The organism is Streptomyces sp. P5F9, from assembly GCF_057961495.1.
The window spans coordinates 1-20171 of the sequence record NZ_JBXVPZ010000155.1; the positions used below are offsets into that span (position 1 = coordinate 1).

15 protein-coding genes are annotated in these 20171 nt (G+C 70.4%); 5 read left to right on the forward strand and 10 right to left on the reverse strand.

Annotated features, from left to right (window positions below; genetic code table 11):
• Positions 1–560, reverse strand: a 560-nt coding sequence (locus tag AC31A1_RS24110) for a hypothetical protein (RefSeq protein WP_489655314.1), incomplete at its 3' end; no start/stop codon positions are given.
• A 61-nt stretch (positions 561–621) separates the two neighbouring features.
• Between AC31A1_RS24110 and AC31A1_RS24115 the strand changes: the two genes are divergently transcribed.
• The gene (locus AC31A1_RS24115; RefSeq protein ID WP_489655315.1) at positions 622–1044 is read left to right on the forward strand and encodes a MarR family winged helix-turn-helix transcriptional regulator; all 423 of its coding nucleotides are present in this window, start codon (positions 622–624) and stop codon (positions 1042–1044) included.
• A gap of 147 nt (positions 1045–1191) precedes the next feature.
• On the opposite strand, the gene AC31A1_RS24120 is transcribed toward AC31A1_RS24115, so the two are convergent.
• Both AC31A1_RS24120 and AC31A1_RS24125 read right to left on the reverse strand, forming a co-directional pair.
• Positions 1192–2544, reverse strand: coding sequence for a hypothetical protein (locus AC31A1_RS24120; protein ID WP_489655316.1), 1353 nt, complete (start codon positions 2542–2544; stop codon positions 1192–1194).
• Positions 2545–2609: 65 nt separating this feature from the next.
• A complete protein-coding gene (locus tag AC31A1_RS24125) occupies positions 2610–3608 on the reverse strand; it encodes an endonuclease/exonuclease/phosphatase family protein (protein ID WP_489655317.1) in 999 nt (332 codons plus the stop codon).
• A gap of 87 nt (positions 3609–3695) precedes the next feature.
• Here AC31A1_RS24125 and AC31A1_RS24130 point away from each other — a divergent pair, with 87 nt between their 5' ends.
• Both AC31A1_RS24130 and AC31A1_RS24135 read left to right on the forward strand, forming a co-directional pair.
• Positions 3696–4391 (forward strand): response regulator transcription factor, encoded by a 696-nt coding sequence (locus AC31A1_RS24130; protein ID WP_489655318.1) that lies wholly within the window; start codon positions 3696–3698, stop codon positions 4389–4391.
• Positions 4384–5496 (forward strand): sensor histidine kinase, encoded by a 1113-nt coding sequence (locus AC31A1_RS24135; protein ID WP_489655319.1) that lies wholly within the window; start codon positions 4384–4386, stop codon positions 5494–5496. The genes AC31A1_RS24130 and AC31A1_RS24135 overlap by 8 nt, the downstream gene beginning before the upstream one ends.
• A 34-nt stretch (positions 5497–5530) precedes the next feature.
• On the opposite strand, the gene AC31A1_RS24140 is transcribed toward AC31A1_RS24135, so the two are convergent.
• On the reverse strand, positions 5531–8542 hold the full coding sequence (locus AC31A1_RS24140) for a glycoside hydrolase family 3 protein (protein WP_489655320.1): 3012 nt from the start codon (positions 8540–8542) through the stop codon (positions 5531–5533).
• A gap of 134 nt (positions 8543–8676) precedes the next feature.
• On the opposite strand from AC31A1_RS24140, the gene AC31A1_RS24145 reads away from it, so the two are divergent.
• Positions 8677–10545: a ricin-type beta-trefoil lectin domain protein gene (locus AC31A1_RS24145; RefSeq protein WP_489655321.1), complete on the forward strand. Its 1869-nt coding sequence runs from the start codon at positions 8677–8679 to the stop codon at positions 10543–10545.
• 161 nt (positions 10546–10706) lie between these two features.
• On the opposite strand, the gene cimA is transcribed toward AC31A1_RS24145, so the two are convergent.
• From cimA to ureA, 6 genes are all read right to left on the reverse strand, one after another.
• Positions 10707–12311, reverse strand: a complete 1605-nt coding sequence (gene cimA, locus AC31A1_RS24150) for a citramalate synthase (RefSeq protein ID WP_489655322.1) — start codon at positions 12309–12311, stop codon at positions 10707–10709.
• Between the two features lie 309 nt (positions 12312–12620).
• Positions 12621–14678: a hypothetical protein gene (locus tag AC31A1_RS24155; RefSeq protein ID WP_489655323.1), complete on the reverse strand. Its 2058-nt coding sequence runs from the start codon at positions 14676–14678 to the stop codon at positions 12621–12623.
• 121 nt (positions 14679–14799) lie between these two features.
• A complete protein-coding gene (locus AC31A1_RS24160; RefSeq protein WP_489655324.1) occupies positions 14800–15402 on the reverse strand; it encodes a TetR/AcrR family transcriptional regulator in 603 nt (200 codons plus the stop codon).
• A 23-nt stretch (positions 15403–15425) separates the two neighbouring features.
• Entirely contained in the window at positions 15426–16442 is a 1017-nt protein-coding gene (locus tag AC31A1_RS24165; RefSeq protein ID WP_489655325.1) for an agmatine deiminase family protein, read from the reverse strand.
• Positions 16443–16459: 17 nt separating this feature from the next.
• Positions 16460–18145, reverse strand: coding sequence for an urease subunit alpha (locus tag AC31A1_RS24170; protein ID WP_489655326.1), 1686 nt, complete (start codon positions 18143–18145; stop codon positions 16460–16462).
• Positions 18142–18822 (reverse strand): urease subunit gamma, encoded by a 681-nt coding sequence (gene ureA / locus AC31A1_RS24175; protein ID WP_489655327.1) that lies wholly within the window; start codon positions 18820–18822, stop codon positions 18142–18144. The genes AC31A1_RS24170 and ureA overlap by 4 nt, the downstream gene beginning before the upstream one ends.
• A gap of 117 nt (positions 18823–18939) precedes the next feature.
• On the opposite strand from ureA, the gene AC31A1_RS24180 reads away from it, so the two are divergent.
• Positions 18940–20171, forward strand: a 1232-nt coding sequence (locus tag AC31A1_RS24180; RefSeq protein WP_489655328.1) for a cytosine permease, incomplete at its 3' end; no start/stop codon positions are given.

Genomic DNA, 20171 nt, shown 5'->3' on the forward strand with positions numbered 1-20171 from the left:
CGGGAGCGGCGCGGGGGTTGTTCGGGGCCGGGTTCCGGACGCCAGGCCGGGGGCCCGAACCGGTCGCCCAGCCCCTGCACCAGCCAGACCCCGGCGCACGCCAGCGCCCCGATCAGCGCCGCCCAGCCCCAAGTGACCAGTGCGCCCTGTGACTTGGGCGGCAGCGCGGGGCCGGGGACGACGAGGAGTGCCACGAGCGGGAGCGCCAGCAGGGTGCCGGCCTTCGTGGCGGCGGGGCCGTAGCGGCGGATCCAGATCGCCAGCGCCATGCCCGCCGTGTAGACGGCGGCACCGAGCGCGTAGTGGGAGGCGAGCAGCCGGCCGACGAAGATCGAGGCACCGGCCGTGACGGGCAGCAGGACGAGTGAGGTGAGCCGGCGGCGGGTGTCGGCGGTGCGCTGGGTGGAGGAGAGGGTGAGGGTCAGGGCGACCGCGAGGACGAGCACGTCGGTGTGGAGTCCGGCGGCGCCCTCCAGCCAGAGGGCGATGCCCCAGCTGAGCAGTACGGCGGTCATCGTCAAGGCCGCTTCGTACGCGTTGCGTATTAGTTTGGCGGTCACATCACGAGAATAGCGGGGTCCATAGGCCATAGGTAGTAAGTATCCGCGTACGATATCCGGTATGGATCATCTCCCCGAGGCCGCCCGGATCCGTCGTGGCGTCGTACGGCTGAACCGTCGGCTGCGGCAGGAGCGCGGCAACGAGGCCGGGCTCACCCCAAACCAGCTGATCGTGCTCGGGCATCTGCACCGGCATCACTCCGCGACGCCCGGCGAGATCGCGGCGGCCGAGCGACAGCGGCCGCAGTCTCTGACCCGCGTCTTCGGTGAACTGGAGGCGGAGGGGTTGATCTCGCGTGCGCCGGACACGGTGGATCGGCGGCAGTCCGTTCTCACGCTGACGGCGAAGGGGCGGCGGGCGCTGGACCAGGACATGGTCGAGCGGGATGTGTGGTTGGCGGGGGCGTTGGCGTCGTTGAGTGAGACCGAGCGGGGGGTTTTGGAGTTGGCGGGGGTGTTGATGGAGCGGCTAGCAGGTCGTTGATTGGCTGCCGGCCGGTGGGGGCTGGTCGCGCAGTTCCCCGCGCCCCTTAGGGGGTTGCGCCGGCCGGAGTTGCATGGCGCCCCTTAGGGGGTTGCGCCGGCCGGAGTTGCATGTCCCGCCACAGCAGGTCCGTGAGGTGCCGCTCTTTCAGAAACCTCCGCCGAAGTCTCCGCCGCCACCATCGCCGCCGCCTCCGAAGTCCCCGCCGTCCCCGAAGCCGCCGCCGAAGTCACCCGGGTCGAAGTTCGCGCCGGAGACGTCGCCGCCGTCGTAGCCGGCGGTGCCGAAGTCGCCGTAGCCCGTGCCGTAGTCGGAGGCGTAGGACGGGGTGGACATCATGCTGCCGAGGAGCGTGCCGACGAGGAGGCCGGGGAGGAGGCCGCCGCCGAAGTAGCCGCCTGCCCAGGGGCCGTAGGCCGGGCCGGCGTCCCAGTACGGGCGGCGGCCGTAGTCGGTGTCGACCTCGCGGATCATCGGGTCCCGGCCGTCGGCGAGACGGGCCTGGTCGGCCGCGCAGACCGGGACCTCGCGGGGTGCGCCGCCGGGCGGGGTCCAGGTGGCGTCGGCGACCGAGGGGCCGTGGCGCGGGTCGAAGAAGCAGGGGGCCCGGCGTTCGGGCAGCGGGCGGCCCTCGCGGCGGGCGGCGAGTTGGGCGAGGGAGAAACGGCCGTCCTCCAGGGCCTGGGTGACCGACCGGACGTCCTCCGGTTTCGTGGCCGCCGCCATGTACGACTTCGCCTGCTCGTAGGCGTCGAGGGCGCGTTCGTAGTCCGCGCGCATCGCGTCGTCGGCGCCGGGTTCGGCCGGGTGGAATTCGAGGCGATCCAGTTCCTCGCCGAAGGCCGTGATGTCCTCGTCCACGACCACCCGTAGCTTGTCGAGGGCCGCCCGCTGTTCCTCCTCGCGGCGGCGACGGCCCCGCTTCACCAGCGTGTACGCCCCCGCGCCACCGGCCACCAGCACCCCGCCCGCGACGATCAGCGCCGTACCGGAGACTCCCCCGCCGCCGTCCGACGAGCCGCCCCAGGACGCGGGCGCCGAGCCGCCCATGCTGGCGAGCGCGCGGTCGGTGAAGTCGGTGAGCTGGGTCTTCGCGTCCTCGCCCTGGACGCTGCTGACCAGGTTCTGCACCGCGGTGTTCGACAGGACGGAGGAATCGGCTCGGGCAGCGAATCGGTTCCCGACGCGGACCGCGTAGAGGCCGGTGATGCCGGTCGCGGTGCGGAGGGTCGTGAAGCTCGTCGCCGGATAGCCGGCGGGGAGGACCACGAGGAAGACCGGTTTGTCGGCCTTCTTGACGCGTTGCGCGAGCGCGTCGGCGTCGGCCGACGACAACACGGAGCCGGCCGCCGGGTCGACGTAGACCGGGCCCTTGCGCAGCGCTTGGGCGATCGTCGAGACGCCGGTGTCCGCGGCGGCCGGGGACGCCATGGTCAGGGCGGCGAGCAGCAGGGCCAGCAGGAGCCCCGGGAGGCTTCGGGTCCGGATCACGGCCTTCATGATTCGACGCTACCCGACGGCGCTCGCTTTGGTCGGCCCACCTGTGTCCGCTCGTCAGCCGCCGCTCACCAGCTGATCCGGGCCGCCACCGGCAGGTGATCGCTGCCGGTCCCGGGCAGCACCCACGAGCTCCGCGGCCGCACCCCTCGTACCAGAATCTGGTCGATGCGCGCGATCGGGAAGGACGCCGGCCAGGTGAAGCCGAAGCCGTTCCCGGCCGTCTCCTGGGCCGAGCTCAGCCGCGAGGTGAGGCCGTGGAACACACGGTCGTCCGTGGTGCCGTTCAGGTCGCCGAGCAGCACCACCCGCTTGTTCGGCTCGGCGGCGACCGCCTTGGTGAGCGCGCGTGCGCCGAAGTCGCGGGAGTCCGTCCAGAAGCCGTGCCTGGGCATGACCCGCACGGAGCCCAGGTGCGCCACGTACACCGCCAGCGGCCCGTGAGCCGTGGCCACCGTGGTGCGCAGCGCCCGGACCTCGGCCGCCGCCTCCGCCGCCGATTCGGGCGGCTTGGTCTTCGCCAGCGGTCCGGCATCGCCCCGTACGACGTTGACGGGCCGCGTGTCCGACAGCGGCAGCTTGCTCCACAGCCCGACCGTGCCCCGTACCGCGTGATACGGGTACGCCTTCGCGAGCCCCTTCTCGTACGTGCCCCGGGCCTGGTCGGTCAGTTCCTCCAGGGCCAGCAAGTCCGCGCCGGAGGCGGCCAGTCGGCGGGCGGTGCCGGCCGGGTCGGAGTTGCCGGCGTCGACGTTCTGGCTGACGACGGTGAGGTCGCCGCCGGGGTGGGACTTGTCGGTGAGCAGCCCGCCGAAGAGGCTCAGCCACACCGTGACCGGCAGCACCAGCGCGACCACCCCGACGGCGGAGCGGCGCCACAGCGCCGCGGCCAGCAGCACCGGCACGTACAGGCCGAACCACGGCAGGAGGCTCTCCACCAGGCTGCCGATTCCCGCAATGTTCGGGATCCGGGCGTGCAGCAGCATGAGCAGGCCGAGCAGCAGGCCCGGCACCGCGAGCTCCGGGCGGCGTTTCCAGGGTTCGAGAGGAATCCGGGGGATCTTCACCCCGTCACTCAAGGCGGTCCGGTGTTGCCGGCACGTATGGGGTTTTCGATACGCGGACAATATGTGCCGACTCCTACCATCGGACCCATGCGTGTGCTGATCGTCGAGGACGAGCCCTACCTGGCGGAGGCCATCCGCGACGGCCTGCGCCTGGCCGCGATCGCGGCCGACATCGCGGGGGACGGGAACACCGCGCTGGAGCTGCTGAGCGTCAACGCCTACGACATCGCCGTCCTCGACCGCGACATCCCCGGCCCCTCCGGCGACGAGGTCGCCCGCCGTATCGTCGCCTCCGGCAGCGGTATGCCGATCCTCATGCTGACCGCCGCCGACCGGCTCGACGACAAGACCACCGGGTTCGAACTCGGCGCCGACGACTACCTCACGAAGCCCTTCGAACTCCAGGAACTCGCGCTCCGGCTGCGGGCGTTGGACCGTCGACGCGCCCACAACAGGCCGCCGGTGAGGGAGTTGGCGGGCCTGCGCGTCGACCCGTTCCGCAGGGAGGTCTACCGGGACGGCCGCTATGTCGCGCTGACCAGGAAGCAGTTCGCCGTGCTGGACGTCCTGGTCGTCGCCGAGGGCGGGGTCGTCAGCGCCGAGGAGCTTCTGGAGCGGGCCTGGGACGAGAACGCCGACCCGTTCACCAACGCCGTGCGCATCACCGTCTCGGCGCTGCGCAAGCGGCTCGGCGAACCCTGGATCATCGCCACGGTGCCGGGCGTCGGCTATCGCATCGAGGCGCACCCCGGGGCCGGAGACGACGGAGCAGACCGTGGGTAGGGCGCCCGGGTTGAGCGTCCGCCTCAGACTCACCCTCAGCTACGCCGGATTCCTCATGGTGGCCGGCGCCTTGCTGCTCGCCGCGGTGTGGGTGTTCCTCCTCAGGTATGTCCCCAACCGGGCGATGCTCATCAACCCCGACGACCGGCCCACCGGGGTTTTCCCCATCCGGTCCGCCCTCCTGGACGTCTTCGCGCCGAGAGCGGCCGCCGTCCTCGCGTTCCTGCTGGTGTTCGGCCTGGTCGGAGGGTGGATTCTCGCCGGGCGCATGCTCGCCCCGCTGACCCGCATCACGGAGGCCACCCGCATGGCCACGGACGGCTCGCTCTCCCACCGCATCGAACTCCCGGGCCGCGAGGACGAGTTCCGCGAACTCGCCGACGCCTTCGACGCCATGCTCACGCGGCTCGAAGCACACGACGCCGAACAGCGGAGATTCGCGGCCAACGCCTCCCACGAGCTGCGCACCCCGCTGGCGATCTCGAAGGCACTGCTCGACGTGGCCCGCACCGACCCGGACCACGACACCGGTGAACTCGTCGACCGCCTCCACGCCGTCAACACCCGAGCCATCGACCTCACCGAAGCACTGCTCCTGCTCAGCCGCGCCAACCAACGGTCCTTCACCCGGGAACCCGTCGACCTCTCCCTCGTCGCGGAGGAGGCCACCGAGACACTCCTCCCCCTCGCGGAGAAGCACGGCGTCACCATCGAGACCGACGGCGACATCACTCCCACCCGAGGCTCGCAGCCGCTCCTGCTCCAACTCACCACGAACCTCGTGCAGAACGCGATCGTCCACAACCTCCCCGACCAGGGCACCGTCTGGGTGACCACCGCCGTCGGTCCCGACTCCGCGGTCCTCACGGTCGAGAACACCGGCGACCTGCTCACCCCCCACCAGGTCCCGACCCTCACCGAGCCCTTCCAACGCGGGACCGAGCGCGTCCACAGCGACCACGCGGGAGTCGGCCTCGGCCTGGCGATCGTCAAGACCATCACCGGCGCCCACGACGGCACGCTCACCCTGGCCCCGCGCCCGGCCGGCGGCCTCCGCGTCACGGTGGAACTCCCCGCCAACGAGCCGCACCCCCCGCGCCGTTGAGGCCGCAGGGGGTGCAGGGAACCATGGGCGGTTGCTATGCCGCCCGGTACGCCTCCTCCAACTTCTTCACAGCCGCCGCGTACTTACCCGTCAGCAGCAGATGGTCCGCGTCGGCGAACGGCTTCGACACCGCCGCCGTCACGTTCTGCCCCACCTTCGCCTGCACGAGCAGCCGCGCCTTGGTGACCAGCGCCTTGCCCGCCGACGCCGACCTGGCGTGCGCCGCCGCGGCCTCCAGCGCCTTCAGGGCGGACGTGCCACCCGTCGGCGCCTTCGTCAGCGTCGTCAGTCCCCAGCCGTACGGGAACTGCGGATCGTACGACGTGTCACCCACGTTGATCGGGAGCTGGGCCTCCGACTTCGGCCAGGTGACCGGGAGTTGACCGGTGAAGGACCGCTTGCCGTAGAGCACGTCGGCCACGCCGTCGCCCTCGGTGCCCGGCAGCCAGGAGGCCACCAGGGCGTCGATCTTGGGGAGTTGGTCCCCGATCAGCTGCGGTCGCCCGGAGACGATGAGCACCGCGCACTTCATCGCCGCGCACACCTTGTCGACAGCTGCCTGGTCGGCCGGGGTGAGGGTCAGGTCGTTGCCGTTGCCGACATCGCCCACGCCCTCGGCGTACGGGGTCTCGCCGACGACGACCACGCCCACGTCATAACCGCTGGTCGAGGCGGACGCGTCCTTCGAGTAGGTGACGTTCCCGCCGGCGTTCTTCATCCCCTGGAGGATCGTCGTGCCGGTGGTGTTGGTGCCGGACGCGCCCTGCCAGGTGATGGTCCAGCCGCCGGTCTGGTTGCCGAGGTCGTCGGCGTTGGAACCGGCGACGTAGACCTTCTGGTTCTTCTTCAACGGCAGGACGCCACCCGCGTTCTTCAGCAGCACCTGCGACTCGGCCGCCGCCTGCCGGGCCACGGCCCGGTGCGAAGTCGAGCCGATCTTCGAGGCGTTGCTCGTGTCGGCGTACGGCTTCTCGAAGAGGCCGAGCTTGAACTTCTGGGTGAGGATGCGGGATACGGCGTCGTCGATCCGCTTCTCGGTGACGTGGCCCGCCTTCACCTCGGCGATGAGCGTCGAGCTGAAGTCCTTGTAGCTGTACGGGACCATCATCATGTCGACGCCCGCGTTGACCGCTGTGTCGACGTGCGAGGCGTAGTCGCCGGGGAGTTGGTCGATGGCGTTCCAGTCGCTGATGACGAAGCCGTCGAAGCCCATCCGGTTCTTGAGGACGCCGTTGATCATGTCGGCGCGGGCGTGCATCTTCACCGGGCCGAGGCCGTCGCCGACGATGTCGAGCGAGGAGTAGGACGGCATGACCGTGCCGATACCCCGGTCGACCGCCGTCTGGTAGGGGGCGAGGTGGATGGCTTCCAGCTGCTGCCGGGTGACCGTGGTGACGCCCTGGTCGGTCGTGTACGTGCCCGTCGTGGAGGAGCCGTACGCGGTGCCGCCGTCGCCGACGAAGTGCTTGGCGGTGGCGAGGACCTTGTCGTCGTCCTTCAACTGCTTGCCGTTCGCGGCGCCTTGGAGACCCTGGATCACCGTCTCCATCGACTGGACCAGTGCCGGGTCCTCACCGAACGACTCGTAGGAACGGCCCCAGCGTTCGTCGCGGGTGACGCAGAGGCAGGGCGCGAAGTCCCACGGGACGCCGGTCGAGCGGACCTCACTGGCCGTCACCGCGCCTGCCTGTTCGGCGAGTTGGGGGTCACGGGTCGCGCCGATGCCGATGTTGTGCGGCATGATCGTGGCGCCGGCCAGGTTGTTGTGGCCGTGCACCGCGTCGACGCCGTAGATCAGCGGGATCTGGAACCGCGTTGCCTGCGTGCGGAGTTGGAACGAGTCGATCATCTTCGCCCAGGCGGCTGCCGTGTTGGGCGTCGGGGTCGAGCCGCCGCCGGAGAGCAGGGAGCCGAGGTCGTAGGAGGCGATGTCGGCGCCCGTGCCGATGCCGCCGCGCTCGGCCTGGGTCATCTGCCCGGCCTTCTCCTCCAGCGACATGCGCTTGACGAGGTCGGCGACGCGCTTCTTGACGGGCAACTTGCTGTCCAGGTACGGCAGTCCGTGTGCGTCGATGACGACCTGCGGGTTCTCGGTCGGGGCCTTGGCGCCGGTGACCGTGAGCTTCAGCGGGATCGTCTCGGCGTTCTCGGCCGACTTGTCCTTGAGCGTGCGGACCTTGACGGTCTGCGTGGCACCGGACGCGGTGCCCGCCGGAAAGGTGAGCGTGCCGGAGACCGGGGTGTAGTCCTTGCCGGAGGTGGCGGTGCCGCCGTCGGACGCGTAGGCGACGGTCACCGGGTCGTCGAGCGGGACGGCGCCTGTGGTGGAGACGGTGACCTTGACCGCGGCCGTACCGCCCTGCTTGACCGGGTAGACGGCCGAGTCGGTGGTGACGGAGGCGCGCAGGGACTGGTCGGCCTTGCCGTACAACTCGACGTCGTCCATGGCGAACTGGCCGTGGATGCCGACCGGGAGGGTGACCGCGTAGCCCCACATCTGGGTGAGGCCGAGGACGTGGTCGATGCCGCCGACGGGCTGGTAGTCCGTGCGGTAGACGAAGTTGGTGAACGGGATCTCGATCTGCTTCCAGCCGGTGAAGTCGTCCGTGAAGGACGTCGTCCACAGCTCGGAGGCCTCGCCGTTCGCGCCGCCGTCCTTGATCTCGAAGTTGGTGGCCTTGCCGGTGTTCTGGCCGTCCCACCAGAAGCGGATGCCCTGGTGGGCGGACCAGTCGTGGCCGGGTTCGGTCGCGGCGTAGTCGTGGCTGAAGCCGCCGTAGCCGCTGATCTCGTACGTCCCGGTGAGAACCTTCGCGCCCTCGGGGGCGTCGGGTCTCGCGGTCAGGGCGAGCTGGGGCGGGTCGTCGGTGTCACCGCCCCAGGTGAAGATGCCCTCGGCGGGCTGGCTCGCGAAGGGCACCTCGCCCTCGAAGCGGTCGACGGGGGTGGGGGCTGGATCGGCGGCGGCGGCCGCCTGGGAGACGGCCGCCGGTGACAGCAGCGCGGCGCACAGGGCGGTGGAAACGAGCAGGGCGGTTCTTGGCATGGACCTTCCCTCGGCTCTGAGGCTCTGGTTCACTCTGGGTTCGCACAGTTCACTCATGACTTAGATCACGCCGTGAGTTAACTAACGGCCCGCAGACCCGTCAAGACGTCTCGTCAGGAAGGGCTAACGCATCCATGTCCAGGAGAACCCCCCGCACGGCCCGGCTGCTGCTCGCCGGACTGCTCTCCGTGGCCGGCTTCACCGCGGCCGTACCCCCCGCGCACGCTGCCGGTGAACAGGTCACGGCCTGGCTCACCACCACCGACGACGCCGCCGGACGCCATGTCACGCGCGGCCTCCAGGCCCAGACTCCGTTCGCCTTCTCGTCCGGGACGGGCGGCAGCGGCGAGAACATCACCGTCGACGAGAACACCCGCTACCAGACGTTCACCGGGGGCGGCGCGTCCTTCACGGACACGGCGGCCTGGCTGATGAACAGCAGCGGCGCGCTGTCGGCGGCGACCCGCAACGCGACCATGACCAAGCTGTTCTCACCGACCGACGGGATCGGGCTGTCGTTCCTGCGCAACCCGATGGGCGCCTCCGACCTGGCCCGGTACGGGTACTCGTACGACGACGTGGCGGCCGGCCAGACCGACCCGAACCTCAACTCCTTCTCGATCGCGCACGACCTGGCCGATGTCGTGCCGCTCACCAAGCAGGCGCTCTCACTGAACCCGTCCCTGACTGTCATGGCCTCGCCATGGACGGCACCGGCGTGGATGAAGGACAGCGGTTCGCTCAACGGGGGCTGGCTGAAGTCCGAGGACTACGGCGCCTACGCCACCTACTTCGTCAAGTACCTCCAGGCGTACAAGGACCAGGGCGTTCCGGTCTCGTACGTGACCGTCCAGAACGAGCCGACGTGTTGCTCCGGCTACCCGTCGATGAGCTGGAACGCGTCCGGGCTCGCCTACTTCACCAAGAGCGAACTGCTCCCGAAGCTCAACACGTCCGGCCTGACCACGAAGGTGCTGGCGCACGACTGGAACTGGGACGTGTACGACTCGTACGCCGCCTCGACGGTGGACGACGCGGCCGTCCGCTCGAACCCCAACTTCGGCGGCATCGCCTGGCACGGCTACGGCGGTGACGTCACCAAGCAGACCACCGTCCACAACCAGTACCCCACCCTCGACGCCTTCGGCACCGAGCACTCCGGCGGCACCTGGATCGCCAACCAGCAGCGCGAGGACATGAACAACATCATTGACTACACCCGGAATTGGGCGAAGTCGGTGACGAAGTGGTCGTTGGCCGTGGACCAGAACATGGGGCCGCACAACGGTGGTTGTGGTACCTGCACTGGGCTCATCACCGTGCACAACGGGGACGGGGCGAGCGGGACCGTCGACTACACCGTCGAGTACTACACGATGGGTCAACTGACCAAGTTCGTACGGCCTGGTGCTCAGCGGATCGCTTCTACGGCGTCCACGAACGTGCCCAACGTGGCGTGGCGCAACCCGGACGGGTCGAAGGCGCTGATCGCGTACAACGACGCGTCCACCGCGAAGACCGTCACCATCAACTGGGGTGGGCAGCACGCGACTTACTCGTTGCCGGGGAAGACGTCGGCGACGTTCACGTGGACGGGGACGCAGGCCGGCGGCGGCAGCCAGACCGGTGCGTTCGTCGGCCTCGCGAGCAAGTGCCTTGATGTGGCCGGGAGTTCGACCACCAACGGCACGGCCGTCCAGCTCTACGACTGCAACTCCTCGACCGCCCAGCAGTGGACCGTGGGCACCGACGGCACGGTCCGCGCGCTCGGCAAGTGCCTTGACGTGACGTCGGCTTCGACGGCGGATGGGGCGAAGGTTCAGTTGTACGACTGCAATGGGACCGCCGCGCAACAGTGGTCGTACAACGCGAGTACCGGTGACGTGGTGAATACGGCGGCCAACAAGTGCCTGGACGTCACGGGCAACACGTCGACGAACGGGACCCGGGCGCAGATCTGGACGTGCACGGGGGCTGCTAACCAGAAGTGGCATCTGCAGTAGGTTTTCGCCCCCGCCGCCCCTACCCGTCCCATCCTTCTGGGGCTCCGCCCCAGGCCCCGCCAGGGGGCTCTGCCCCCTGGACCCCCGCTCCTCAAACGCCGGAGGGGCTGAAGAGCACCGCCGGAGGGGCTGATTTTTAGCCCCTCCGGCGTTTGGCTCCCCTACTCCGCCGGCTCAACTCCCGCGCGCAGCAAGCCGTACGTGTACGCGTCCGCCAGAGCCTGCCAGGACGCGGCGATGACGTTCTCCGCTACGCCTACCGTCGACCACTCCGCCGAGCCGTCGGACGTGGCGATCAGGACGCGGGTCGTGGAGGACGTGCCGTGCTTGCCTTCCAGGATGCGGACCTTGTAGTCGACGAGCTCCAGTTTGGCGAGTTGGGGGTAGATCTTTTCGAGGGCTACGCGGAGGGCGCGGTCGAGGGCGTGGACCGGGCCGTTGCCCTCGGCGGTGGCGACGATGCGCTCGCCCTTGGCGAAGAGTTTGACCGTGGCCTCGTTGGCGTGAGTGCCGTCGGGGCGGTCCTCGACGATCGCGCGCCAGGACTCGACCTCGAAGTAGGAGCGGGCCTTGCCCTCCGCCTCCGCGCGGAGCAACAGCTCGAAGCTCGCGTCTGCCGCCTCGTATGTGTAGCCCTTTAGTTCGCGTTCCTTCACACGCTCCACCACCCGGCCCACCAGCTCGCGGTCGCCGCTGATGTCTACGCCGAGTTCCTTGCCCTTGAGTTCGATCGACGCGCGGCCCGCCATGTCGGAGACCAGCATCCGCATCGTGTTGCCGACCTGCTCGGGGTCGATGTGCTGGTAGAGGTCCGGGTCGACCTTGATCGCGGAGGCGTGCAGGCCCGCCTTGTGGGCGAAGGCCGAGACGCCGACGTAGGGCTGGTGCGTGGACGGGGTGAGGTTCACTACCTCGGCGATCGCGTGCGAGATGCGGGTCATCTCGCGGAGCTTGCCGTCGGGGAGGACCTTCTTGCCGTACTTCAGCTCCAGGGCGGCGACCACCGGGAAGAGGTTGGCGTTGCCTACGCGCTCGCCGTAGCCGTTCGCCGTGCACTGGACGTGGGTCGCGCCCGCGTCGACGGCGGCGAGGGTGTTGGCGACCGCGCAGCCCGTGTCGTCCTGGGTGTGGATGCCGAGCCGGGCGCCGGTGTCGGCGAGGACCGTGGAGACGACCGCCTGGATCTGCGCCGGGAGCATCCCGCCGTTGGTGTCGCACAGGATGACGACGGACGCGCCGGCCTCGGCGGCGGACCGTACGACCGCCTTCGCGTACTCGGGGTTCGCGCGGTAGCCGTCGAAGAAGTGCTCGCAGTCGACGAAGACGCGGCGGCCCTGGGCGACCAGGTGGGAGACCGTGTCGCGGACCATCGCCAGGTTCTCGTCGAGGGTGGTGCGCAGGGCCAGCTCGACATGCCGGTCGTGGGACTTCGCGACCAAGGTGATGACGTCCGCGCCGGAGTCCAGGAGCGCCTTGACCTGCGGGTCCTCGGCCGCCTTGGCGCCCGCTCGCCGGGTGGCGCCGAACGCGACCAGCTGGGCGTGCTTGAAGTCGATCTCCTGCCGGGCGCGGGCGAAGAACTCGGTGTCCCGCGGGTTGGCGCCGGGCCAGCCGCCCTCGATGAAGCCGACGCCGAAGTCGTCCAGGTGCCGTGCGATGGCCAGCTTGTCCGCGACGGTGAGGTTGATGCCCTCCCGCTGCGCGCCGTCACGCAGGGTCGTGTCGAAGACGTGGAACGAATCGTCGAGTTCGCTGGTTTCCGTCATGGTGTCTGGCTCCTGAGGATCTGAATCTCGGTCTGTACCGGAATGACCGGCTCCACCGTCCCTCAATGATCCCTCGCACTGCTTTCCCGGCTGCGGGTGGGCCAGAAAAGCGAAAAACCCCTCGCGGGTGCGAGAGGTCTGCGCGCGGGTCGAGTGACGACGGTGGCCGCCCGTACCTGGTCGTACGAGGCGGTCACTGCGGACCGGCGCGCCTGCTGCCAATAATCGTGGCGAACGAGAACACGGACGCAGTCTGGCACACCCGCGCCCGTGCTCACCGTCCGTCTCATGATGCGAACAGTCGGTTGATCAACTCGCCTGGCGGATGAAGACGTCCGAGACCCCGTTGGTGTCGCCCGCCACCAGGTCGGACGACGCGGACTCGAAGGCGACGACCGTCCCGTCGTCGTTGACGGACGGGTGCAGCGCCGGGAGGTCGCTACGGCCGCCCCAGCGGTCGGCGCTCATCAACTGCCGCTTGCCGGTGGACAGTTCGAGCAGGTACACGGAGCCCCCCGAGGTGTACGCGACCCGCGCTCCGTCCCCGGAGAGCGAGGGCTCAGCGGCCTTGGTGACCCGGGTCGTGGTCCGGGTGTCGAGGTCACGGACGTAGACGTCCCGGCCGTGCTGGAAGGCGACCTTGCGCCCGTCGTCGCTGAGGGAAGGCGCCGATGCCTTGTCGGCGGCCTTCTCCAGGGTGCCGGTGTCCAGGTCGCGGACGTGGACGGCGCCACCCTGCTCGAAGGCGATGTACCGGCCGTTGTAGCTGATGGACGGGTTGGTCGCCGCCTTGCCCGTGGGGGCGCTGACCACGTCGGTGGCGCCGCCGTTGAACGTGAAGCGGTAGATCCGGGGCTGGGGTGCGGGGTCGGTGGTGGTGGCGGGCAGGGTCGCGGCGTAGGTGATCCACCGGCAGCCGGGTTCCATCGCGGGCTGCCCCATCCAGGTGAAGCGGACGCCCTGGTAGGAGGCGAGGCCGGTCAGCTTGCCGACCGAGCGGTTGCGGATGAAGACCTCCGGGGCGCCGTCGGTCGCGTGCGGCGCGACATAGCCGACCATGCGTCCGCTGGTGCAGGGCGTGCCTTCGGACGAGGGTTTCTGGGTGGCGTCGTTGACCTGGGAGATGCCTCCGGGTGCGTTGACGAAGACGCCGCCGTCCGACGTGAAGGAGAGGTTGCGGTCGTCCGCGATCACCGGGTCGTGGGATGCGGCGGTGCGCTGCTGCCCGTCCCGCGTGAGGCTGATCCGTTCGGTGACGTACGGGATCGGGGCCGGGTGCGTGGCGAGCTTCCCCGTGTAGACGAACACGTCCGACTCGCCGTTGGTGTCGTCCGGCACCAGGTAGGACGCCGCCGAACCGAACGTCACCGTACGGCCGTTGGCGGTCAGCGCGTCCGGGCCGGTCTGGCTGTTCCACGGGAGGGCGGCGCCCTTCCGCCCGGTCCGCAGGTCACGCACCCGGGTTCCGTCCTCGCCCGAGACCACGGCGTACCGGCCGTCCGCCGTGACCGACTCCGGACGCCCCTCGGCCACGCGCCGGGACTTCCCCGTGCGCAGGTCGTGGACGTACAGGCCGCCCTCGGCGTCGAGGAGGACGCGGCGGCCGTCCGCCGTGACGCGGACCAGGTAGGCGGCGCCGAGGCCCGTGTCGACCTGGGTCCGCTCGCCCGTCGCGCGGTCCTTGACGTAGACGTCGGCCGGGTCGTCCTCGGAGCCGGTGCGAATGCCGTACGCGACCCGCTTGCCGTCGCCGCTCACCGAGGCCCCGTTCTTGTCGCCCTCCTCGGCCGGTGAGACGAGTTCGTCGGCGCCGGTGGCCGTGTCGCGGACGTAGAGGAGCCGGGTGGCGTCCGGGCCGTTGCGGTTGCCGAGGGTGTACGCGACGTGTGCGCCGTCCGGGCTGAGCGACTCCACGCGGCCCAACTCGTTCGATCCGGGCGGGTTTTCGGGCCACAGCTTCGTCGAACTGCCGGTGGCTCGGTCGTAGAGGTACGGGGCCGTGAAACGGGTGCCGGCGGAGTACGCGACCCGGCTCCCGTCCGCGCTCAACACCGGTGCGCTGTACGCGTATCCGGGACCGAGGTCGATCGCGGTCACCCCGCCGGTGGCCAGGTTCTTCACCCGCAGGCACGAGAAGGAGCGTGCGCAGCCGAAGCTCGGCGCGGTCGACGTGAACGCCACGGACCGGCCGTCGGCGCTGATCGCGGCCTCGGCGGACGACCCGTCGGCCTGGCCGCCGTCGGCCGCGGTGCTGACCCGTTCCGCACCGGGCGGCCGGTGCGGTGCCGCGCCGGCCGGGACGGCGGCGGCACCCAGCGCGAGGAGCAGCGCGGCGCCCAAGGACATGGTGGAGGTACGTCTGGACATCAACATGGCTTCCCCCGAAACCTCGTCGTCCCCCGGTCCCTCACCGGGGACTCACAGGGATGCAAACGCACCGGGTTCGAGGGGGTCAATCGGTCGCATTGCGTACAACCGGGACGGAAGTTCACGCGTCCGCGAGGAGCCCCTCGTCCAGGAACTCCCTTACGTGGCCGAGAACTTGCGCCCGGTCCGTGCCCCGCAGCCCGATCGCCACATGGATGGAGAAACCGTCGAGGAGAGCGCGCAGCCGGGCCGCGAACCGGTCCGGGTCGACGGCCCGGAACTCGCCCCGTGAGACGCCCTCCGCGATCAGTGCGACCAGGTCGCGGTGCCAGACGCCCTCGATGGCGGCCTGCCGGTCGCGGGCGTCGTCATCGGCGTTCTGCGAGCGGTTCCAGACCTCCAGCCACAGCGTCCAGTGCGGGTCGCGGTGGCCTTCGGGGACGTACAGGTCGACGTACGCGTCGACGCGCTCGCGGACCGTGGCTCCCGTGCGGGTGAGCAGGCGGCCGCGCTCGGCGCCCAGCCTGCCCTCGCTCCACTCCAGTGCCTGGAGCAGGAGTTCGTCCTTGGAGTGGAAGTAGTAGAGGAGATGGCCGCTGCTCATGCCGACCTCGCGGCCGAGCGCCGCCATGGTGAGCCGCTCCAGGCCACGTTCGGCGATCATGCCCATGGCCGCGGCGAGGACGTCCTCGCGCGGCGGCGCGTTCTTCCGCGCACCGGCCATCGCCCGTCTCCCTCCGTGGATCTTCAGATCTTCGGCTGCTGCTGGGTGATGCAGTGGATGCCTCCACCGCCCGCGAAGATCGTACGGGCGTCCACCAGCGTGACCGTCCGCTCGGGGAAGAGACGGCGGAAGATGCCGGCCGCGACCTCGTCGCCCGGGTCGTCGAAGGCGCAGAGCACGACCCCGCCGTTGCAGAGGTAGTGGTTGATGTAGGAGTAGTCGACCCAGTCGCCGTCCTCGTCTTGGAGGACGGTCGGCGCCGGAACCTCCACGACCTCCAGGCGCCGGCCCTTCGCGTCGGTCTCGGCGCGGAGGAGGGCGAGGTACTCCTGCGAGCGGGCGTGGTCCGGGTGGGCCGGGTCGCGCTGGCTGTGGACCAGGACGGTGCCGGGCCCGGCGAAGGCCGCGACGATGTCGACGTGGCCCTGGGTGCCGTAGACGCCGTAGTCGCCGGTGAGGCCGTGCGGGAGCCAGATCGCCTTTGTGGTGCCCAACCTGGCGTGGATCTCCGCCTCGACCTGCTCGCGCGTCCAGCCGGGGTTGCGGCCGGCGCCGAGCTGGACCGTCTCCGTGAGCAGCACCGTGCCCTCGCCGTCGACGTGGATCGCGCCGCCCTCGTTGACGAGCGTGCTGCTGAGTGCGGGAACTCCGGCCAGGTCGGCGACATGGCGGGCGATCTTGGAGTCGTGCTCCCAGCGGGCCCAGTCCTGGGCGCCCCAGCCGTTGAACGTCCAGTCCACGGCGGCCAGTTCACGGCCGTCGGTGACGAACGTGGGGCCGATGTCCCGCATCCACGCGTCGTCCAGCTCACGCTCGACCAGGTCGACCTCCGGGCCGAGCAGCTCGCGCGCGGACTCGCCCTGACCCGGCCCGTGCACCATCGTCACCGGTTCGAAGCGGCGCACGGCACGGGCCACGGACGCCCAGGCGGCGCGGGCCTCCGTCAGTTCCTCGGCAGTGCTGAAGGTCGGGTTGGGCCCGGGCCAGGCCATCCAGGTGCGCTCGTGCGGGGCCCACTCGGGCGGCATGCGATAGGTCATGAGGAACTCCGGGGGGCCTAGAGGAAGTAGAGGCGGTTGAGGGCGACCGACCCGGCGGGCTCCGAGCGGATCGGTTCGCCGTCCAGGGTGACCAGGCCGGTCCGCTGGTCCACATCGACCGCTCCGGTACGGGAGTTGAGCCGCAGGTCGGCGGGCCCGATACCCCGCGTGCCGCCAACTGCCACGCGCCGGCGCCGAGTTGGCATCGAGTCGTTGCCCTGGTCCAGGGCGGCCTGGGCCACGAAGGCCACGGAGATGTCGGCGGGCGTCGAGCCGTGCGCGCCGAACTGCGGTCCCAGGACGAGGGGTTCGCAGGTGTCGGTCGCCGCGTTGGGGTCGCCGACCACGCCGTACGCCGGGAACCCGGACTTCAGCACGAGCTGCGGCTTCGCGCCGAAGTACTCCGGCCGCCACAGCACGATGTCCGCGAGCTTGCCGACCTCGATGGAGCCGACCTCGTGGGAAAGTCCGTGCGCGATCGCGGGGTTGATGGTCAGCTTGGCGATGTAGCGCAGGACGCGTTCGTTGTCGTGGTCCGTCTCCGGAAAACCGCCGAGCGCGCCGAACTCGGCCTTCATCTTCCCGGCCATCGCGAACGTACGGCGCACGGTCTCACCGGCCCGGCCCATGCCCTGCGCGTCGGACGAGGTGATGCCGATCGCGCCCAGGTCGTGCAGCACGTCCTCGGCGCCCATCGTCCCGGCGCGGATACGGTCGCGGGCCATCGCGGCGTCGCCGGGCAGGTCGGTCTTCAGGTCGTGGACGGAGACGATCATGCCGTAGTGCTCGGCGACCGCGTCCCTGCCGAAGGGCAGGGTGGGATTGGTGGAGGAGCCGATGACGTTCGCGACTCCGGCCATTTTCAGGACGTTCGGCACGTGTCCGCCGCCGCAGCCCTCGATGTGGAAGGCGTGGATCGTCCGGCCCTCCAGGACGCGCAGGGTGTCCTCGACGGACAGGCACTCGTTCAACCCGTCGCTGTGCAGGGCGACTTGGACGTCGTGCTCCTCGGCGACCCGCAACGCGGTGTCCAGCGCGCGGGTGTGGGCGCCCATGTCCTCGTGCACCTTGAAGCCGGACGCGCCCCCCTCGGCGAGAGCCTCCATCAGCGGAGCCGCGTCGGACGACGAACCCCGGCCCAGGAAGCCGATGTTGACCGGCCAGGCGTCGAAGGCGTTGAACGCGTGGCGCAGCACCCAGGGCGAATTGACGCCGACACCCCACACCGGGCCGAACTCCTGCCCGATGATCGTCGTCACCCCGGACGCCAGCGAGGCCTCCATGATGCGCGGCGAGAGGAGGTGCACATGGGTGTCGACCGCGCCCGCGGTGGCGATGAGCCCCTCGCCCGACACGATGGAGGTACCGGTGCCGACGACGACGTCCACGCCGTCGAGGGTGTCGGGATTGCCGGCCCGCCCGATCGAGCAGATCCGCCCTTCGCGGATACCGACGGACACCTTTCGGATGCCCTGCACGGCGTCGATCACGACCACATTGCTGATCACGACATCACAGGTGTCGCGCACGGCGGCGGCCTTGAGGTGCAGTCCGTCGCGGGCCGTCTTGCCGAACCCGGCGAGGAACTCGTCGCCGTAGCGCTGCGAGTCGGACTCCACGCGGATCGTCAGCCCCGAGTCGCCGAGGCGGACGCGGTCGCCGGCGCGGGGACCGTGGGTGGCGGCGTACTCGTACGGGTTCACAGCTCAACTCCGAGGTAACCGCAGGCAGTTGCCCGGCGCAGGGCCTCTTCCTTCGCGCCCGGCGCGTCCAGCGGTCCGTCGACGAGGCCCGCGAAACCGATCGCGATGCGCTCGCCGCCGATGGGTAGCAGGCCGACCTCAGCGGTCTCGCCCGGGCCGAAGCGGACGGAGGATCCGGCGGGTACGGCGAGCCGCATGCCGTAGGCCTCGGCGCGGGGGAAGTCGAGGCGCGGGTTGGCCTCGAAGAAGTGGAAGTGGGAGGTCACGGAGACGGGGACGGTCGCGGTGTTGGTGACCGTGACGCGGACGACGGCCTCGGGTTCGGCGTGCGGCGGACCCGGGAGCAGGGCGCCCGGGGCGTCCCCGGCCAGCCCCCCGCCGATCGGGTCCGAGACCACCGCGAGCCGCGAACCGTCGTCGAAGACGGCCTCGACGTGCACCTCGGTGACGACGTCGGCGACGCCCGGGAGAACGTCGTCGGGACCGAGGACGGACCGCGCGCGCTCGATCGCGAAGGCAAGCCGGGCACCGTCACGGGCTGCCTCGCACACCGTGTCCGCGATGAGCGCGGTGGCCTCCGGCACGTTGAGTCTCAGGCCGCGCGCCTTGCGGGCGCGGGCCAGTTCGGCGGCCGAGAACAGCAGCAGCCGGTCGCGTTCCGTGGGGGTGAGCCTCATCCCGTATCCCTTCTTTAGAGCATCACTCTAAACGGTAAAAGCCATATGCGGAATGCTTGACGCGCCACCGTCGCTCGGTTCACATTGAACGTCACTCTAAGAAAGAGGTGGCCCATCATGCCGATAGAACAGCGCGGCGTCGACACCGTCCCGGACGCGGAACGCACCAGCGGCCCGCGTGACCTCGTGTCGATCCTGCTCGGCTCCAACCTCTGCCTCGGCGTGATCATCTTCGGCTGGCTGCCGCCGTCGTTCGGGCTGGGCTGGTGGGCCTCGGTCTCCTCGATCGTGGCGGGCACGGTGGTCGGCACGCTGTTCACGGCCCCGCTGGCGCTGGTCTCGCTGCGCACCGCGACCAACCTGTCGACGTCGTCCGGTGCTCAGTTCGGGGTGCGGGGCCGGCTGGTCGGATCGGTGGTCGGCCTCCTCCTCGCCCTCGGCTACACCGCGCTGACCGTGTGGATCGGCGGCGATGTGATGGTGGGTGTGCTGGGGCGGCTGTTCGGGCTGCCGTCGGACGGGGCCTCGTACGCCGTCGTGTACGCGCTGCTCGCGGCGGCGACCGTGGCGGGCGCGGTGTACGGCTACCGGGTGCTGCTGGCCATGTCCCGCGTGCTGTCCGTCGGCATGACGGCGCTGCTGGTCCTCGGCGTGATCGCGTACGCCCCGCGCTTCACGACCGGCGCGCTGCCGGAGGCGGGGGGCTATCTGCTGGGCGGGTTCTGGCCGACGTGGTGTCTGGCGACGGTGGCGGCGGGACTGTCCGGGCCGATCGCGTTCATCACCCTGCTCGGCGACTACACGCGCTACATCTCCCCGGGCCGCCACACCTCACGCCGGGTCCTGCACGCGACCTGGCTCGGCCTGATCGCCGGTCTCCTCGTGCCCCAACTCTTCGGCACGTTCACGGCGTTCGGGGCACGGGCGGCCCTCGACTACGCGGGCCCGCTGGTGTCGGCGTCGCCCACCTGGTACCTGGTCCCGCTGCTGCTCGCCGCCTCTGCGGGCTCGGTCGGCAACGCCGGGCTGATGCTCTACTCCATGGGCCTCGACCTGGACGCGATCCTGCCCCGCGCGTCCCGGGCCCGGGCCACGTGCGCGGTCGCGGTCGTCGCCATGGTCTGCGTCTTCGTCGGCCACTACGCCTGGAACGCCCAGTCCGCGATGACGTCCTTCGTGCTGTTGTTGACGGCGATCGGCACGCCGTGGGCTGTCATCACGCTCATCGGTTTCGTGCGGTGCGGCGGGATGTACGACGCGGACGCCCTCCAGGTCTTCAACCGCCGCTCCCTGGGCGGGATTTACTGGTTCCGGGCGGGCTGGAACGTCCCGGCGGTGATCTCCTGGGC

Coding starts and splice junctions, on each gene's coding strand:
- AC31A1_RS24140 (WP_489655320.1), bottom strand. CDS start 8,542: ATGCCAAGAACCGCCCTGCTCGTTTCCACCGCCCTGTGCGCCGCGCTG.
- AC31A1_RS24165 (WP_489655325.1), bottom strand. CDS start 16,442: ATGACCTATCGCATGCCGCCCGAGTGGGCCCCGCACGAGCGCACCTGG.
- AC31A1_RS24155 (WP_489655323.1), bottom strand. CDS start 14,678: ATGTCCAGACGTACCTCCACCATGTCCTTGGGCGCCGCGCTGCTCCTC.
- AC31A1_RS24120 (WP_489655316.1), bottom strand. CDS start 2,544: ATGAAGGCCGTGATCCGGACCCGAAGCCTCCCGGGGCTCCTGCTGGCC.
- AC31A1_RS24160 (WP_489655324.1), bottom strand. CDS start 15,402: ATGGCCGGTGCGCGGAAGAACGCGCCGCCGCGCGAGGACGTCCTCGCC.
- cimA (WP_489655322.1), bottom strand. CDS start 12,311: ATGACGGAAACCAGCGAACTCGACGATTCGTTCCACGTCTTCGACACG.
- AC31A1_RS24130 (WP_489655318.1), top strand. CDS start 3,696: ATGCGTGTGCTGATCGTCGAGGACGAGCCCTACCTGGCGGAGGCCATC.
- ureA (WP_489655327.1), bottom strand. CDS start 18,822: ATGAGGCTCACCCCCACGGAACGCGACCGGCTGCTGCTGTTCTCGGCC.
- AC31A1_RS24115 (WP_489655315.1), top strand. CDS start 622: ATGGATCATCTCCCCGAGGCCGCCCGGATCCGTCGTGGCGTCGTACGG.
- AC31A1_RS24145 (WP_489655321.1), top strand. CDS start 8,677: ATGTCCAGGAGAACCCCCCGCACGGCCCGGCTGCTGCTCGCCGGACTG.